Genomic DNA, 15,803 nt, shown 5'->3' on the forward strand with positions numbered 1-15,803 from the left:
AAAACCTTGTGCCGGGCCCGGTTTCGGGCTATCGATCGCCGTAGACGTTTTCGTGCGCCTTGGCGAGCCAATACACGGTGCGTTCGATCGTGGGCACAATGTCGGTGATCGCGATGGCGCCGGAGGCGAACCGGCCCAATGTTCCATAGACGATGCCCGTCAGGATGACGCCCACGTCCTCGGCGAACCGGTCGTCGCAATTGCTCAGCACGGCCAATGCGGCGGGCACGACCACATCGAACCCATGCTGCGTGAGCGCGTCACCGCCCGGGCCGGCCTTGGCCCGCACGTAGGCCCGCAGCATATTCGGGTGCTTTTCCCAGGGTTCGAAGATCGCCCGGAAGATCCACATGAGCCCGTCGTAGATCGATTCCTCGGACGACGGGGAGCGGTCCGAGGTCAAGGCGGCGTAGCGATGGGTGTCCATCCACCATCGCAGGGCGGCGACGATGAGTTCGTCTCGCGTCGGGTAGCGCTTGTAGATCGTGGTGAGCGACATGCGCGCTCGACGTGCGACTTCCCGCAGCTGGACCGCGTCATAGCCCTGTGTGTCGAGCAGGTCGACCACGATGTCGATGAGGGGATCGGGCGCGACCTCCGACGCCGCTGCTGACCTCTCGCTGTCTCGCATCGCCGCTTTACCGACCACGATAACGATGTTACTGTCCCAACCAGAGTAACGCGGTTACTAACGGCGCAGCGAAGCGAGGGGCTGGTGGGCGGTCTAGACGGCAAGGTGGCTTTCGTCACCGGGGTGGCACGTGGGCAGGGCCGCAGTCATGCGGTGCGACTGGCCCGGGACGGCGCCGACATCATCGGGATCGATATCTGCGCCGACATCCCGGCGAACGGGTATGCGATGGCCACTCGCGATGAGCTCGAGGAAACGATCGAGCTCGTGGAAGCCGAGGGCGGCAAGATGGTCGGCACGGTGGCCGATGTGCGCGATTTCCTGCAAGTCAAGGTTGCGCTGGACGGCGGGGTCGAGCATTTCGGTCGGCTCGATATCGTCTGCGCCAACGCGGGGATCGCACCCGTCGCGTTTCGTCAGTTGACCATCGAGGAGGAGCTGGCGCAATGGAGGGCGGCCATCGGGGTCAACCTGGATGGCGCCTACCACACCGCGTGGGCAGCGATCCCCCATCTGCTTGCCGGGCAACGCGGCGGGGCGATCGTATTCACGAGCTCGACCGCCGGGCTGCGCGGCTTCGGCGGCCTGCAGGGCGGTGGGCTGGGGTATGCGGCGTCCAAGCACGGGGTCGTGGGACTGATGCGTACGCTGGCGAACACGTTGGCGCCCTACAGCATTCGAGTCAACACTGTTCATCCCACCGCGGTACGCACGATGATGGCCGTCAATCCCGCAATGACCGAATTCTTGGAGAGCTTCCCGGAAGGCGGTGCGCACCTGCAAAATCCGATGCCGGTCGAAATGCTCGAGCCCGAAGACATCAGTGCGGCGATCGCGTACCTCGTTTCCGACGAGGCCAAGTACGTCACCGGGGTGACGTTCCCCGTGGACGCCGGCTTCTGCAACAAGCTATGACCGCCACGGCCGCGACACGGGGCCGGGTGGCCGGCAAGCGAGTCTTGATCACCGGTGCGGCCCGCGGAATGGGCCGCAGCCACGCGGTGCGGTTGGCCGAAGAGGGCGCGGACTGCCTGCTGGTCGACGTCTGCGCTACTCCCGACGGTTTGGAATATGCGCTGGCGACCGAGGACGACCTGCGCCAGACCGCCAAACTCGTTGCCCAATTTGGCCGATCGGTCATCACGAAGGTCGTCGACGTGCGGGACGCTGCGGCGCTCAAGGCCGCGGTCGACGAGGGGGCTGCCGAACTCGGGGGCCTGGATGCCGCGGTGGCCAACGCCGGCGTATTGACCGTGGGCACCTGGGACACGACCACGCCCGACCAATGGCGGCTGGTGGTGGACATCAACCTGATCGGCGCCTGGAATACGTGTGCGGCGGCTCTGCCGCACCTGGTCGCCGCGGGCGGCGGCAGCTTGGTCAATATCAGTTCGTCCGCCGGCATCAAGGGCACCCCGCTGCACACGCCCTACACCGCCGCCAAGCACGGCATCGTCGGGATGAGCCTGGCGTTGGCCAACGAGCTTGCCGCGCAGAGCATTCGCGTCAACACCGTGCACCCGACGGGTGTGCCCACGGGGATGGCGCCGCCGTCGATGCATCAACTCATCGCCGAGCGGCGACCCGATTTGGGCCCGCTGTTCATGAACGCGCTACCGGTGTTGATGACCGAGGCCATCGACGTCAGCAATGCGGTGCTGTTCCTCGTCTCCGACGAGGCACGCCACGTGACGGGGTTACAGTTCACCGTCGATGCCGGCGTGACGATCAGATAGCGGGGCACAGATGAGCAGCAAAAGTCAGCGGCGCGAGCGAGGACGCGTCGAATTCGCCGAGGTGATGACGGTCGATGCACCCGGCGACAGCAGCCCGGCGATCGCCGACGGGCTCATCGATTTCGTGTTCGCCGAGGTCTGGAGCCGCCCTGGTCTGAGTCGCCGCGACCGCCGGTTCGTCACGCTGGCCTGCGTCGCCGGCGCCGACGTGACTTCCGTGCTGGAGCAGCACGTGTATGCCGCGCTACGAAGCGGCGATCTCACGATCATCGAAATGCGGGAAGCTGTCCTGCATTTCGCGGTGTATGCGGGCTGGCCGAAAGCATCGCAGTTCAACATGGTCGTCGATAGTCAGTGGGAACGCATTGCGCGCGAGCGCGGCGAGAGTCTCCCGTCGCCGCCACCGTTGCTTCCGCTGGTGACCCCGAGCGACCCCGACGCGCGCCTGGCCGGCGGTGAGGACGCGTTCCGTGAGATCAACTGTCTGCCGTTTGCGCCGCCGCGGGACAACCCGTATTCGGGCGCGGGAATCCTCAACTTCGTGTTCGGGGAGATGTGGTTGAGGCCCGGCCTTGGTATGAAGGAGCGGCGCCTGATCACGCTGGCGTGTGTGGGTTTTCAGGACGCCCAGTACCCGATCATGTCTCACGTCTACGCCGCGTTGAAAAGCGGTGACCTTTCTTTCGATGAGATGGACGAATTCGCATTGCATTTCGCCGCCTACTACGGATGGCCGAAAGCTTCTTACCTGAACCAGGTCATCGCCGAACAGAAACAACGTGTCCTGGCCGAATCGGCCCACGATGGGTGACGCGGCGACGACCGTCGTCGATGCCGCCGCGCTGCCGTCCGGCGCGCTGCTGATTGCGGACGAGCGGGTCACGGGCGCCTCCGGCGGGATTCACGAGCACATCTACCCGGGAACCGGTCAACCGAACGCAGCCATCGAGCTTGCCGGCCCCGCCGAGATCGATCGAGCGATCGGCGCCGCCCGCGACGCGCAACGACAATGGGTCGGCTTTCCGGTCGATCGGCGCCGCGATCTGCTGATGGCGTTGGCGGATTTGGTGGCGCAGCACGCTGCCGAACTGGCGGCCATCAACGCCTGCGACTACGGGGTGCCCCTGGCCATGGCCGCAAACTCGGTGCTCACCGAGCGATTTCTCCGGTACTACGCCGGCTATGTCGACAAAGCCCACGGCCTGAGCACTCCCGTCAGCGGCGGCTTCGACGTCAACATCGTCGAACGCGAACCCTACGGCGTGGTCGCGGTGATCACGCCGTGGAACGGCCCCCTGGTGGTCATCGGCTTGGCCGTCGCGCCGGCACTGGCCGCCGGCAACGCCGTCGTCCTCAAGCCCTCCGAGCTAGCCCCGTTGGCGCCGTTGCGATTCGGCGAGCTCTGCCTCGAGGCCGGACTCCCACCGGGACTGGTCAACGTGCTGCCGGCCAAGGCCGATGGCGGGCAAGCGTTGGTCGCTCATCCGGGGATCGCAAAGATCCATTTCACCGGCGGCCACGCCACCGCTCGCGAGGTATTGCGCACCGCCGCGGGCAATCTGACACCGGTGATCGCCGAACTCGGCGGGAAATCCGCCAACATCGTGTTCGCCGACGCCGACCTTGACACCGCGGCCACCTTGGCGGCCTTCCAGGGACCGTTGACCCAGTCCGGCCAGAGCTGCGCCTGCGCGAGCCGAATCCTGGTGCAGGACAGCATCTACGACGCCTTCCTGGGCAAATTCCTGGCCGTGGTGCGATCCGCTCCGGTCGGTGATCCGTTGCGGTCCGACGTCTTGTTCGGCCCGGTGATCAGTCACAGCGCCACCGAACGGATCATGGCCGTCATCGACGACACGATCGCCAGCAAAACCGGAGAACTCATTCTGGGCGGACACCGCATCGGCGGCGAACTCGCCAACGGTTTCTACATCGAACCCACCGTCTTCGCCGAGGTTGACAACGGTGCCGCAGTGGCCCAACGCGAAACCTTCGGTCCGGTGGTCTCGGTGATGCGGTTCCGGGACGAGGACCATGCCATCAGCCTGGCCAACGACACCCAGTTCGGGCTCAACGCTTTCCTACAGACGACTGACCTGCTTCGCGCGCACCGCGTCGCGCGCAAACTCGAAGCCGGTTCGGTGTGGATCAACACCCATAGCGACATCGAGCCCCAGGGGCCCTACGGCGGCTACAAGCACAGCGGCTTTGGGCGCAGCGGCGGGCCCGACGGGCTCTACGAATTCCTCCAAGCCAAAAACATCCGCATCGGCATGCCCGCGACCTGAATTCGGAGCGGGAGGCTACTTGAGCATGCTCCCCGCATCGACGGTGACGGGAAGCCCCGTGATGTAACGGGATTCATCCGACGCCAAGAACAGCACCGCGTTGCTGATATCAACCGGCTCGACCCAGCCGATCGGCAGCACGTGCATGAACTGTGCGGCGACCTTGAGGTCGTCCGGACCCGGATTTTGCAGATCGGGCCTAAAGAGTTTCATCGTCCCCTCGTTCATGAACATCGGGGTGTTCACATTGGTGGGGTGGACGGAGTTGACCCGGATGAAGTGCTGGCCAAGTTCGACGGCGAAGGTGCGCATCAAGCCGACGACACCGTGTTTGGCGGCGATGTAGTGACCGGTGTGCGGGTAGGCCTTGAGCCCGCCGACTGAGCTGGTCAGGATGATCGATCCGCCCTGACCCTGCGAAATCAAGTGGGGGACACCGGCTTTGACCGTCTTCCAGACGCCCGAGAGGTTGACGTCGATCATGTCGCGCCAGTCGTCTTCACTGGTCTTGTCGAGAGTCCGGCCTCCGTTGCCGATTCCGGCGTTGGCGCAGATGATGTCCAAGCGGCCCAGCTGCTCGACGCCGCTGTCGACTGCCGCTTTCAAAGCGCCGTAGTCGCGCACGTCGACCTCGGCGGCCACGACGCGACGGTTGAGGCCCTTGATGAGATCGGCGGTCTTGGCGAGGTCATCCGGTGTGGACGGCGGGATCTCGCTGCTACTGCTGATCGGCTTACAGATGTCGACCGCGATGATGTCGGCGCCCTCCTGCGCTAGCCGCACGGCGTGACTGCGTCCCTGGCCACGCGCCGCACCGGTGATAAAGGCCACCTTGCCCTCAACTCGCCCACCCATGACTGCACCTCACTGCTCGCCGGTCATCGCTCAAATATTTTGTCGATCGATCAGGAGCCTGGCATCAAAGGGTGCGCGCTGTCAACAGGCCGGCTGAGGGGCGGCTGCTAGCTCGGCCCACCACGACGGTGGCACCCGCAGGAATTGCTGAGCGGTGCTAGCCGTGTGGTTTGGCTGCGGCCGCGGGAGCCTTGAGCAGGCTCAGCTGGCGTTCGGCGAAGGCGCGCAACTCGGCGTGTCCCTGGGTGACGCCGACGGCGCTCTCGTTGCATAGGCTGCGGGCGGTCTGCGCGATCAGCATGGAGATCGCGAGTGGGGGATACTCCTCGAGATCGATGCCATTGGCGCGGAGCACCATCGTGACCGCGGCGGTCTCGATGTCGCGAACGCGTTCGGCGTATGCCTTCAGCTCGGCGCCAATTGTCTTGCGGTGGTTGGCCAATGCCATGAACTCGGCGTTGAGGGTCGTCGCCGCCGAATCGCTGTTCAGCAGCCACAGCGCCCGGAGGGGATCGTCGTCGGCCAGCAAGGCGCGCATGCGGCTTAACGCTACCTCCGCGCCGGCGCGTAGCACCTCGACGAACAGATCGTCCATTGTTGGGAAGTAGTAGTAGACCAGGGCCTGCTTGACGCCTGCGGCGGTGGCGACGCGGCGCGACGTGGCCGCGGCGTAGCCTTCCTCACGCATGATTCGGGCGGTCGCCTCGATCAGCTTGCCGCGTGCCCCTGCGTCGTCCTGTTTCCTGTTCCGCCGGGTCGCCGGGATCTTCGGCGGGGCCGGTGTGCTTGACCGGCCCGAGCGCTGCGTGGTAGGCATACCGCATCCTAGCAATTTGGTCGATCGATCAGTTCATGGCCGGATGAGTCCATACGGTGGAAGGCCGGGAAAGGATTTCGACTCGTGACCGATCTCGCTGAGCCCGACTACTTCACCGACGCCGAAATCGCCCAAGACCCGTATGAGTACTGGGACCACCTGCGCGATCAGGGACCGGTATTCCGCGAGCCGCACTACGGGGTCGTGGCCGTCACCGGCTATCAGGAAGTGCAAGCCGCTTTCAAAGATCACGACTCGTTCTCCGCGGTCAACGCGATCGGCGGCCCGTTCCCGCCGCTGCCGTTCACCCCGGAAGGCGACGACATCAGCGAGCAGATCGAGGCGCATCGCCACGAGTTCCCGATCTTCGAGCACATGGTCGTCATGGATCCGCCCGAGCACGACAAGGCGCGTTCCCTGTTGGGGCGGCTGCTGACGCCGCGCCGGTTGCAGGAAAACAAGGACTACATCTGGCAATTGGCGGATCGGCAGCTCGACGAGTTCATCGCCAACGGCCGCTGCGAGTTCCTTGGCGACTACGCAAAGCCGTTCGCGACCTTGGCGATCGCCGATCTCCTCGGGGTTCCCGACGAGGATCGCGCGGAGATCCGCCGCAACCTCGGCGCCGGCACGGCGCCGGGCACCAGGGTGGGCGCGCTTGACCACGAGCCCGTCGGCAGTAATCCGTTGCAATACCTCGACGACTTGTTCAGCGGCTACATTGCCGAGCGACGCGAACGACCGCGCGAGGACGTGCTCACCGGTCTGGCCAGCGCTGCCTACCCCGATGGCTCGACGCCTCCGCTGCTGGAGGTGGTCAGGCCGGCCACTTTCTTGTTCGCGGCCGGACAGGAGACCGTGACCAAGCTGCTGAGCTCGGCAGTGCAGGTGCTCGGCGACCAGCCGGAGCTACAGGAGCGTCTGCGCGCCGACCGAGAACTCGTCGGCCCGTTCATCGAAGAGGCATTGCGCATGCAGAGCCCCACCAAGGTGGACTTCCGGCTGGCGCGCAAGACCACCACCCTGGGCGGGGTACGCATCCCGGCCGGCACTGTGCTCATGCTGTGCCTGGGTGCGGCCAACCGCGATCCGCGAAAGTTCGAGAATCCCAACGAGTTTCAGATCGATCGCAGGAACGTACGGGAGCACATTGCCTTCGGCCGCGGTATCCACACCTGCGCGGGTGCGCCGCTTGCCCGCGTGGAAGGACAGATCACCGTCAGCCGCCTGCTCGACCGGACGCGCGACATCGCGATCAGTTCGGCCAAGCACGGGCCGGCTACCCATCGCCAATATCACTACGCACCCACGTTTCTGCTGCGTGGGCTTACCGAGCTGCACATCGAGTTCGCCCCGGCGGGCTGATAGCGGCGATATCGCGCCGCAGACGCGCGACAATGGCTTCGTGCCTCCTACGTTGCGTGTGTCTGGGCTCCTGCTGGCCACCGGACTGCTCGCCGTTTCCCCTGCGACCACGGCGCACGCCGGCCCTGACGTGCCGCCCGTCGGTGACGCGGCGCGTGCGGCCGGATTCGTCGACGTCCGGACCGTGGTCCCCGACGCGGTAATCAACCTGCGCTACGCCACCACCAACAATTTCACCGGCACCCAGTTGTACCCGTCCGACGCCCGGTGCCTGGTGCACCAATCCATGGCTCCGGGCCTCGCGACGGCGGCGTCGGCGCTGCGTCCACAGGGCCACCTGATGGTGTTCTGGGACTGCTACCGGCCACACGATGTTCAGGTCAGGATGTTCAACGTGGTCCCCAACCCGGCCTGGGTGGCCCGTCCGGGCCAGTACGCGCGCAGCCACGAGTCCGGACGCTCGGTCGACGTGACCTTCACCAGCGTGCAATCGCAGTGCCCGCCCGAACGGCAGGCCGACGGGCTTTGCCTGGCCGATATGGGCACCGACTTCGACGACTTCTCGCCGCGCGCAACGGCGTTCGCCACCCAGGGGGTCAGCGCCGACGCCCAGGCCAACCGGGCGCGGCTGCGGGACGCCATGAAATACGGCGGGCTGACGCCGTACTCCGGGGAGTGGTGGCATTTCGACGGTCCCGGCGCCGACGTCGACCGCCCGATCCTCAACGTTCCGGTCGACTAGCCTCTCACATATTGAGACGACAGTTTCATAATGTGAGTAATGCCCGTAAGCTTTCGCGCCATGAGTGAGCGTTCGGCTACCTACACGCACGGCCATCACGAATCGGTGCTGCGCAGCCACCAGCGCCGCACCGCCGAGGACTCGGCGGCCTACTTGCTTCCCCACCTGGCGCCCGGAGCGTCGGTGCTCGACATTGGATGCGGGCCCGGGACGATCACCGCCGATCTCGCCGCCCGGGTCGCCCCGGGAGCGGTGACGGCCGTCGACCAATCCGCCGACGTTCTCGACGTGGCGCGCGCTGAGGTCGGGCGGCGCAACCTGTCCAACGTCTTGTTTGCCACCGCCGACGTGCACAACCTCGACATTGCCGACGACGCATTCGACGTCATCCACGCTCATCAGGTGCTGCAGCACGTCGCCGACCCGGTGCGGGCGCTGCGCGAGATGCGCCGCGTCTGCCGCCCGGGCGGAATCGTGGCGGCCCGCGACGCGGACTACGCGGGGTTCATCTGGTTCCCGCGGCTACCGGAACTCGATCTTTGGCGCGACCTCTACCAACGCGCGGCCCGTGCCAACGGCGGCGAACCCGATGCGGGCAGGTGCCTGTTGTCGTGGGCTCTGGAGGCGGGATTCGACGACGTCACGCCGACGGGCAGCCTGTGGTGTTACGCGACGGCCGCCACCCGCGACTGGTGGGGCGGGATGTGGGCGGACCGGATACTTCATTCCGACGTGGCGCGTGACTTGTTGCACCTGGGCCTGGCCACTTCGGTGCAGCTTGACGAGATCTCCGCGGCGTGGCGGGCCTGGGCCGCCGCACCGGACGGCTGGCTGGCGATCCCACACGGCGAAATCCTTTGCCGGGCATAATTTTTAAGCCTTGGGCGCGACGGGAAAACCGCCGCAGAGGGATTCGAACGCATCGGCGAGCTTGAGAACCGTGGCGTCGTCAAACCGCTTGCCCACGAGCATCATTCCGACGGGCAGGCCTTCGACCTGGCCGGCGGGCACCGAGATCGCGGGGTGGCCGGTGATGTCGATGGGTGCGACGTTGAAAGCCTTGCCGACCGCTCGTCCAAACAGCGCGACATCCTGTGGGCTGCCCGTCGGCAGCGTGTCTGCCGTCCCGGGCACGGTCGGCATCACCAGCACGTTGTATTGCGCGAGCGCCGCATCGTAGGCGGCGCGCACGTGCGGCACCAGATTGCGCGCCTTGGCATACGACGCGCCCCCAAGCGTGCTCAGCCCGTAGTGTCCGCCCAGCGCCGTCGCCTTGATGATGCTGGCGAGTTGGTCGGCGTTGACTGCTCGCTGTTTTGCGAAGTGCGCCATGAGCTCTGGGTCGTAGCGTGCTTCCACGCCGAGCCCGTATCCGTTGCCGCCCAACATCTGATAGGTGGCACCGTCGGTGAAGAGAACGGCGAACACATGAATGGCGGTGCGGTGCAACGGCACACTGATTTCGCCTACGGTGCAGCCGATTTCGGTGAACTGCCGCGCCGCCGACCGGACGAGGTCTTCGACCTCCGGCCGTGAGCCGGGTTGCCCGAAACCCTCGGTGACAATGCCGACCCGTAGACCGGCCACGTCGCCGGTCAGCGCTGCGCTGTAGTCGACCGCTGCTATCTTCTCGGGCTGGCGCGGGTCATCGCCGTCGGGCCCGGCGAGAAGCGTGAGCAGAAGCGCGGCGTCGGCGACCGTCCGCGTCATAGGACCGAGGTGATCGAGCGTCCGCTCGATCGGGAACGCCCCCGTATAAGGAATAAGCCCATACGTCGGCTTGTGCCCGACAACGCCGCACAGCGATGCCGGGATCCGAATCGACCCGCCCTGGTCGCCGCCGAGGGCCAGATCGACCGCACCGGCGGCGACGAGTGCGGCGCTGCCGCTGGATGATCCGCCGGTTTCGCGGGTGGTGTCCCACGGGTTGCGCACCGGGCCGGAGGCGGAGGTGAAACTGGACCCCGAAGCGCACAGGTCCTCGCAGACGCTTTTGCCCGCGATCGTTGCCCCGGCGGCAAGCAGCCGCTCGACAACGGTCGCGTCGCGGCTGGGGATGAAGCCCTCCACCGCGCGTGATCCGTTCATCATCGGAATGCCGGCGACGGCGATGTTGTCCTTGATGGCCACCGTCCGGCCCGATAACGGACCCTCGGCGCCGGACGCGATTTCCGCCCGGACATACCAGGCGCCCAGTGGGTTGGCGTCAGGGGTCGGGAACTTGTAGCCGCGTTCGGGGAGCTGCGGGCGGGCGAACTCGTCATACAGCTTGTCGACGATGTCGTAAGACTTCAGCGTGTACTCCACGATGGCCCGATAGGCCCGCTGAGCGTCGGCATCTAGGTGAAAGCCGAAGTGTTCGGCCGCGGCCTCGATATCCGCCGCCGATGGCCTGGAAACCGTCATGTCGACCTCCGTCGTCGTCTCGGCCCTCGCGCACAGCAGCTTAGAGCGCACCCGGCGATCCTCGGGTGACAACGGGCCGCACAAGGCACTGTTTGTCCAGGTCAACCATGCGGTATTGGCATTCTCTTTTTTTGCAAGTACGTTATTCATCGATGGATAATGAGTCTCAGACCCCATCGGGCATCCCGCTGCAACCCGTCTACGGGCCAGCGGATAGGAGCGCGGAACCTCCGCCGCCCGGGGAGTTTCCGTTCACGAGGGGCAACTTCGCGTCCGGGTACCGCGGCAAGTTGTGGACGTTTCGGCAATACTCCGGCTTTGGTACCGCCGAGGAGTCCAATCGGCGCTACCGCTACCTGCTGGATCAGGGCGGGACGGGACTGTCGGTGGCGCTCGATCTGCCCACCCAGTGTGGATACGACTCCGACGATCCCGAGTTCGGTGAGGAGGTCGGCCGGGTCGGCGTCGCGGTGGACACGCTGGCCGACTTCGAGATCCTGTTCGACGGCATCCCGCTGGACAAGCTCAGCACGAGCATGACGATCAACGGCACCGCCGCGATCCTGTTGGCTTTCTACGTCGCCGCCGCCGAGAAAAAGGGGATACCGCGGGCCAAGCTCACCGGGACCATCCAGAACGACATCCTCAAGGAGTACGCGTCCCGCGGAACGTGGATCTGGCCGCCGGAGCCGTCGCTGCGGCTGATCGCCGACACCATCGAGTTCTGCGCCGCGGAGGTCCCCAGATTCAACGCGATCTCGGTGGCCGGGGCGCACTTCCGCGACGCCGGGGCCAATGCGGTGCAGGAGATGGCATTCACCCTGGCCGACGGGGTGACCTACTGCGACACCGTGGTGCAGCGCGGCCGGATGACCATCGACCAGTTCGCGCCGCAGATCTCGTTCTTCTTCTACACTCATGGGGACTTCTTCGAAGAGATCGCCAAATACCGTGCGGGGCGGCGCCGTTGGGCGACGATCGTGCGGGAGCGCTACGGAGCGACGACGGAGAAGGCGTCGATGTTCCGCTTCGGCTGCGTCTGTGGCGGCGCGTCGCTGTACGCCCCGCAGGCCCACAACAACATCGTCCGGGTGGCCTACGAGGCGATGGCGGCGGTGCTGGGCGGCGTCCAGTCGATGTTCACCGCGGCCTGGGACGAACCGTTCGCCTTACCCACCGAGGAAACCACCACGCTGGCGCTGCGCACCCAACAGATTCTCGCGCACGAAACCGGCGTCGCCAGCGTCGCCGACCCGCTCGGCGGCTCGTACTTCGTCGAGGCGCTCACCGACTCCACCGAAGCCCGCATCATCGAGATCATGGACGACCTCGAGCGGCACGGCGGTATGGTCCATGCCATCGAGGACGGCTACCTGCAGGGCCTGATCGCCGACGAAGCCTTCCGCGTGCACCAGGACATCGAGGCCGGCACCCGACCCGTCGTCGGGGTCAACCGCTTCGTGACCGAGGAGCCAGAACACGATGTCGTCACCTACGAGCTCGACGCCGAGGGCCGCGACCTGCAGCTGAAGCGGCTCTCCAAGGTCAAGGCCGAAAGGGACTCGGCCGCAGTGAAATCCAGCCTCGCGGCCCTGTCGCACGCCGCCGAAGGAACCGACAACCTGATGCACAAGCTAGTCGACTGCGCCAACGCCTACTGCACGGTCGGCGAGATGGTCTCCGCGCTCAAAGCGGTATGGGGCGAATTCCAGCAACCGGTGGTGTTCTAGATGGCCGTTCGGATTCTCGTTGCCAAACCTGGCCTCGACGGGCACGACCGAGGAGCCAAGATCGTCGCCCGCACGCTGCGCGACGCCGGCTTCGAGGTCATCTACACCGGCATCCGGCAGCGCATCGAAGACATTGCCTCGATCGCCGTCCAGGAGGACGTCGCCGTCGTGGGCCTGAGCATCCTGTCCGGTGCGCACCTGGCGCTGACCACACGCACCGTCGAGGCGTTGCGCGCCGCCGATGCCGCCGACATCGCCGTCGTCGTCGGTGGAACCATTCCGCACGCCGACGTACCCAAGCTGCTCTCGGCCGGCGCCGCAGCGGTATTCCCCACTGGGACACCGCTCGACACGCTGGTGCGCGAGATCCGCGCGCTGACCGGAACACCGCAGCCCGCCTTGCAAACAGCCCCGGAGGAACCGTGCGCATCGGAGTAATGATCGGCGCCGAGCGTGGCGATATGGCCCGCAAGGTGGGCAAGCTGGCCTCCGATATCGAATGGGCCGAATCCGCGAGCCTGGACACTGCGTGGATGCCGCAGGTGCCCGACGACTTCGACTGCCTGACCATGGTGTCGCTGATGGCCGCGCACAGCTCGCGCATCGAGCTGGGTACCGCGGTGGTGCCGTTGCAGGCCCAGCATCCGGTCGCCCTTGCCCGCCAAGCGCTTTCGACGCACGCGGTGACCGGCGGCCGGCTGGCGCTGGGAGTCGGACCGTCGCACCACTGGATCATCCGAGACATGCTCGGCTTGCCCTACGAGAAGCCGGCCGCCTACACCCGCGACTACTTGCAGGTGCTCAACGCCGCGATTGCCGGGCCGGGTTCTGTTGACGTCGAGAATGATTCGTTCGCGGTGCACAATCCGATGGCGATCGGGGCCGATACCCCGATGCCCGTCCTGGTCGCCGCGCTGGGGCCGGTGATGCTGCAGCTTGCCGGTGAACTCGCCGACGGCACCGTGTTGTGGATGGCCGACGAACGCGCGATCGGTGATCACATCGCGCCCAAGATCACCAAGGCCGCCGCGGACGCCGGGCGAAACGCTCCGAGGATCGTCGCGGGTATCCCCGTATGCCTGTGTCCGCCTGCGCAAGTCGACGAGGCCAAGGAACGGGCCAACCGCATCCTGGGCGAGGCCGAAGTGTCGCCTAACTACCAGCGCCTGCTCGAACGCGGTGATGCGCGCGATGTCGGCGATCTATGTGCGGCCGGCGACGAGACTGCCATCCTGGCGCGAATGCGGCGATTCGCCGACGCAGGCGTGACCGACCTGTCGGTGCGGTTGTTGCCGATCGGCGAGAACCGGGACGAGCTCGTCGCCTCCAAACGCCGCACCCGCGAGGTGATCGCCACGCTGGCAACGGAGTTGCGGTGACGGCCAGCGGGCCGCTGGCGGGGATTCGGATTCTCGAAGTCGGCACCATGCTCGCCGGTCCCTATGCCACCATGCTGCTCGCCGACCTCGGCGCCGAAGTCACCAAGATCGAACCGAGCGGCGGCGAGATCTCCCGCGGCGTCGGGCCCAGCTACTTCGCCAGCCTGAACCGCAACAAGTCCAGCCTCTCCTTGGACCTGAATTCCGAAGCGGGACAGCAACACTTGGGTGAACTCGTGTCGCAGTCGCACGCCCTGCTGGTGAACCTGAAACCGTCGGCCATCCGCAGGTTGGGCCTCACGTACGAGCACCTGCGGCGGCACAACGAGCGGATCGTCTGCGTGGCGATCACCGGCTTCGGCCTGCACGGTGGCGACGACCCGGCGTTCGACTATGTCGTTCAGGCGGGTGTCGGCACCGCCGCCCTGACCGGCGATCCCGACGGCCCGCCGACCCTGCCGGGGTATTCGTCGGCCGACAACTCGACCGGAATGTGTGCGGCGTTGGGGCTGCTGGCCAAGATCATCTCCGGCACCGGCGGGCAAGTGGACGTGTCGCTGCGCGACGTGATGCTGTCGCAGCTCAACTATCACGCCTCCGCCTATCTCAACGACGGCGTCGAGCCACAGCGAAGGCCGCACGGGGCCCACTCGTATTACGTTCCGGCTCAGCTTTTTCCGACGTCAGACGGGTATCTGGCGCTGTTCATCACCCACGACGGCTTCTGGAAATCCTTCGCTGCCGAGGCGGGTATCGGCGGTTTCGAAACCATGGCCGAACGGGTGGCCCGCCGCGATGAGGTGCTGGCCGTCGTCACGGCGATGCTGGCGACCGACTCCGCGGCCGGCTGGGAACGGCGGCTGCGCCGCCTCGGGGTTCCGGCCGCGGCCGTCAGGACGCTTCCCGAAGCACTCGAAGCGACCCCGGAAGTCGTTGTGACCGCAGGCGATTTCCGCCTCGTCGGGAGCCCGATCAACGTCGCGGGCTACCAACCCGAGTACCGCCCGCCCCCGGAGCTGGGCGACGGATAACTTCGCCCGAACGTGACGGTGCAGTCACATTCGGCCTCCAGCGTGACTGCACCGTCACGTTCGACACCGGCTAGGAAAGGTACTCAAGCACTCGCGGGATCGGGGCCGGATCTAACAGCAAGGCATCAGACATGTGTAGCTGACCGGCGTTGGCGACCATGTTGTCCATGATCGCCTGCAGGTCGTCGCCCTCAAGTTCGTAGATGGCGACATACGGGCCCTGCCCGTCAACGGGACGCAGCCGGCGTGCCGCGACAATTCCGTCGAGTGCCAGCAGTTCGGGGATGTGCACTTCGTCGTACCAGGTGTTGTACTCCTGCTCGCGATCGGGCGAACTGGGCCGACTCTCGACGTACATGATCCCCTTGGCCATCGTCGCCGCCTCTCCTGTGACTACTCGTAGCGCACCGTGATCGAGTCCGTGTCGGGCACGCCCTGGCACGTCAGAATGTAACCCTCGGCCACTTCGTCTTCTTCGAGAGCGTCGTTGACCCGCATGGTCGCGCGGCCCCCCTCGAGCTTGGCCATGCAGGTGCCGCAGTTGCCGGCCTCGCAGCTGAAAGGCGGTTCCAGGCCGGCCCGGCGCGCGGTTTCCAGCAGCGTCTCGCCCGGGACCAGCGGTACCGACACCTTCTTACGATCGAGATAGATCGTCACCGTGCCGGCCTCGGCGCCGTTTGAATCGGGATCTGACACGGTCTCCTCGATGATGCGGGCCGTCACCATGGCCGCCCTCCCCATATTTGCATTCTTCAGTATAGAGAATATTATTCTCCCTAAGCGATAGTATCTTCTCAAGTCGCCTGGACAGCTGGAGGAACGA

Annotated in this window: 17 protein-coding genes; 11 read left to right on the forward strand and 6 right to left on the reverse strand. The window is 66.1% G+C overall.

The genetic code is table 11. The features are described from left to right. Positions 1-28: 28 nt before the first annotated feature. The gene (locus ACQI5H_RS11210) at positions 29-631 is read right to left on the reverse strand and encodes a TetR family transcriptional regulator (RefSeq protein ID WP_427079585.1); all 603 of its coding nucleotides are present in this window, start codon (positions 629-631) and stop codon (positions 29-31) included. Positions 632-715: 84 nt separating this feature from the next. Here ACQI5H_RS11210 and ACQI5H_RS11215 point away from each other — a divergent pair, with 84 nt between their 5' ends. The 4 genes from ACQI5H_RS11215 to ACQI5H_RS11230 are packed head-to-tail and all read left to right on the forward strand — an operon-like array spanning position 716 to position 4,655. Beyond that, entirely contained in the window at positions 716-1,546 is an 831-nt protein-coding gene (locus tag ACQI5H_RS11215; protein WP_427079450.1) for a mycofactocin-coupled SDR family oxidoreductase, read from the forward strand. Further along, on the forward strand, positions 1,543-2,367 hold the full coding sequence (locus ACQI5H_RS11220; protein ID WP_427079451.1) for a mycofactocin-coupled SDR family oxidoreductase: 825 nt from the start codon (positions 1,543-1,545) through the stop codon (positions 2,365-2,367). The genes ACQI5H_RS11215 and ACQI5H_RS11220 overlap by 4 nt, the downstream gene beginning before the upstream one ends. A gap of 10 nt (positions 2,368-2,377) precedes the next feature. After that, positions 2,378-3,178, forward strand: a complete 801-nt coding sequence (locus ACQI5H_RS11225; protein ID WP_427079452.1) for a carboxymuconolactone decarboxylase family protein — start codon at positions 2,378-2,380, stop codon at positions 3,176-3,178. Next, on the forward strand, positions 3,171-4,655 hold the full coding sequence (locus ACQI5H_RS11230; RefSeq protein ID WP_427079586.1) for an aldehyde dehydrogenase family protein: 1,485 nt from the start codon (positions 3,171-3,173) through the stop codon (positions 4,653-4,655). Before ACQI5H_RS11225 ends, ACQI5H_RS11230 begins: the two co-directional genes overlap by 8 nt. A 15-nt stretch (positions 4,656-4,670) precedes the next feature. On the opposite strand, the gene ACQI5H_RS11235 is transcribed toward ACQI5H_RS11230, so the two are convergent. Further along, entirely contained in the window at positions 4,671-5,510 is an 840-nt protein-coding gene (locus ACQI5H_RS11235; protein WP_427079453.1) for a mycofactocin-coupled SDR family oxidoreductase, read from the reverse strand. A 157-nt stretch (positions 5,511-5,667) separates the two neighbouring features. After that, positions 5,668-6,222, reverse strand: a complete 555-nt coding sequence (locus tag ACQI5H_RS11240; protein ID WP_427079587.1) for a TetR/AcrR family transcriptional regulator — start codon at positions 6,220-6,222, stop codon at positions 5,668-5,670. Between the two features lie 189 nt (positions 6,223-6,411). On the opposite strand from ACQI5H_RS11240, the gene ACQI5H_RS11245 reads away from it, so the two are divergent. Genes ACQI5H_RS11245 through ACQI5H_RS11255 form a run of 3 tightly spaced genes read left to right on the forward strand, consistent with a single transcriptional unit; the run spans position 6,412 to position 9,304 of the window. Continuing rightward, positions 6,412-7,692 (forward strand): cytochrome P450, encoded by a 1,281-nt coding sequence (locus tag ACQI5H_RS11245; protein WP_427079454.1) that lies wholly within the window; start codon positions 6,412-6,414, stop codon positions 7,690-7,692. A gap of 52 nt (positions 7,693-7,744) precedes the next feature. After that, positions 7,745-8,434 (forward strand): M15 family metallopeptidase, encoded by a 690-nt coding sequence (locus ACQI5H_RS11250; RefSeq protein WP_427079588.1) that lies wholly within the window; start codon positions 7,745-7,747, stop codon positions 8,432-8,434. Positions 8,435-8,494: 60 nt separating this feature from the next. After that, positions 8,495-9,304, forward strand: coding sequence for a class I SAM-dependent methyltransferase (locus ACQI5H_RS11255; protein WP_427079455.1), 810 nt, complete (start codon positions 8,495-8,497; stop codon positions 9,302-9,304). Positions 9,305-9,307: 3 nt separating this feature from the next. Here the strand turns inward: ACQI5H_RS11255 and ACQI5H_RS11260 are convergent, their stop codons facing one another. Beyond that, complete coding sequence (locus ACQI5H_RS11260; protein WP_427079589.1) at positions 9,308-10,840, reverse strand: amidase; 1,533 nt, start codon at positions 10,838-10,840, stop codon at positions 9,308-9,310. Positions 10,841-10,992: 152 nt separating this feature from the next. Here ACQI5H_RS11260 and ACQI5H_RS11265 point away from each other — a divergent pair, with 152 nt between their 5' ends. From ACQI5H_RS11265 to ACQI5H_RS11280, 4 genes are read left to right on the forward strand one after another with little or no spacing between them, the layout of a single operon-like run. Next, positions 10,993-12,570: a methylmalonyl-CoA mutase family protein gene (locus ACQI5H_RS11265; protein ID WP_427079456.1), complete on the forward strand. Its 1,578-nt coding sequence runs from the start codon at positions 10,993-10,995 to the stop codon at positions 12,568-12,570. Continuing rightward, positions 12,571-13,008, forward strand: coding sequence for a cobalamin-dependent protein (locus ACQI5H_RS11270; RefSeq protein ID WP_427079457.1), 438 nt, complete (start codon positions 12,571-12,573; stop codon positions 13,006-13,008). Continuing rightward, positions 12,993-13,949 carry an LLM class F420-dependent oxidoreductase gene (locus tag ACQI5H_RS11275; RefSeq protein ID WP_427079458.1) on the forward strand — a complete coding sequence of 319 codons (957 nt, stop codon included), beginning with the start codon at positions 12,993-12,995 and terminating at the stop codon, positions 13,947-13,949. The genes ACQI5H_RS11270 and ACQI5H_RS11275 overlap by 16 nt, the downstream gene beginning before the upstream one ends. Next, on the forward strand, positions 13,946-14,980 hold the full coding sequence (locus ACQI5H_RS11280) for a CaiB/BaiF CoA transferase family protein (protein ID WP_427079459.1): 1,035 nt from the start codon (positions 13,946-13,948) through the stop codon (positions 14,978-14,980). The genes ACQI5H_RS11275 and ACQI5H_RS11280 overlap by 4 nt, the downstream gene beginning before the upstream one ends. 70 nt (positions 14,981-15,050) lie before the next feature. Here the strand turns inward: ACQI5H_RS11280 and ACQI5H_RS11285 are convergent, their stop codons facing one another. Then, complete coding sequence (locus ACQI5H_RS11285) at positions 15,051-15,353, reverse strand: hypothetical protein (protein ID WP_427079460.1); 303 nt, start codon at positions 15,351-15,353, stop codon at positions 15,051-15,053. Between the two features lie 20 nt (positions 15,354-15,373). Beyond that, positions 15,374-15,706, reverse strand: coding sequence for a 2Fe-2S iron-sulfur cluster-binding protein (locus ACQI5H_RS11290; RefSeq protein ID WP_427079461.1), 333 nt, complete (start codon positions 15,704-15,706; stop codon positions 15,374-15,376). Positions 15,707-15,803: the final 97 nt, after the last annotated feature.

This window comes from Mycobacterium heidelbergense (assembly GCF_050205645.1).
Lineage (GTDB): Bacteria > Actinomycetota > Actinomycetes > Mycobacteriales > Mycobacteriaceae > Mycobacterium > Mycobacterium heidelbergense_A.

Excerpts from the sequence above, each read along its gene's own strand:
- ACQI5H_RS11210 (WP_427079585.1), bottom strand. The coding sequence starts at position 631 with ATGCGAGACAGCGAGAGGTCAGCAGCGGCGTCGGAGGTCGCGCCCGAT.
- ACQI5H_RS11220 (WP_427079451.1), top strand. The coding sequence starts at position 1,543 with ATGACCGCCACGGCCGCGACACGGGGCCGGGTGGCCGGCAAGCGAGTC.
- ACQI5H_RS11225 (WP_427079452.1), top strand. The coding sequence starts at position 2,378 with ATGAGCAGCAAAAGTCAGCGGCGCGAGCGAGGACGCGTCGAATTCGCC.
- ACQI5H_RS11230 (WP_427079586.1), top strand. The coding sequence starts at position 3,171 with ATGGGTGACGCGGCGACGACCGTCGTCGATGCCGCCGCGCTGCCGTCC.
- ACQI5H_RS11235 (WP_427079453.1), bottom strand. The coding sequence starts at position 5,510 with ATGGGTGGGCGAGTTGAGGGCAAGGTGGCCTTTATCACCGGTGCGGCG.
- ACQI5H_RS11255 (WP_427079455.1), top strand. The coding sequence starts at position 8,495 with ATGAGTGAGCGTTCGGCTACCTACACGCACGGCCATCACGAATCGGTG.
- ACQI5H_RS11260 (WP_427079589.1), bottom strand. The coding sequence starts at position 10,840 with ATGACGGTTTCCAGGCCATCGGCGGCGGATATCGAGGCCGCGGCCGAA.
- ACQI5H_RS11265 (WP_427079456.1), top strand. The coding sequence starts at position 10,993 with ATGGATAATGAGTCTCAGACCCCATCGGGCATCCCGCTGCAACCCGTC.
- ACQI5H_RS11270 (WP_427079457.1), top strand. The coding sequence starts at position 12,571 with ATGGCCGTTCGGATTCTCGTTGCCAAACCTGGCCTCGACGGGCACGAC.
- ACQI5H_RS11285 (WP_427079460.1), bottom strand. The coding sequence starts at position 15,353 with ATGGCCAAGGGGATCATGTACGTCGAGAGTCGGCCCAGTTCGCCCGAT.
- ACQI5H_RS11290 (WP_427079461.1), bottom strand. The coding sequence starts at position 15,706 with ATGGTGACGGCCCGCATCATCGAGGAGACCGTGTCAGATCCCGATTCA.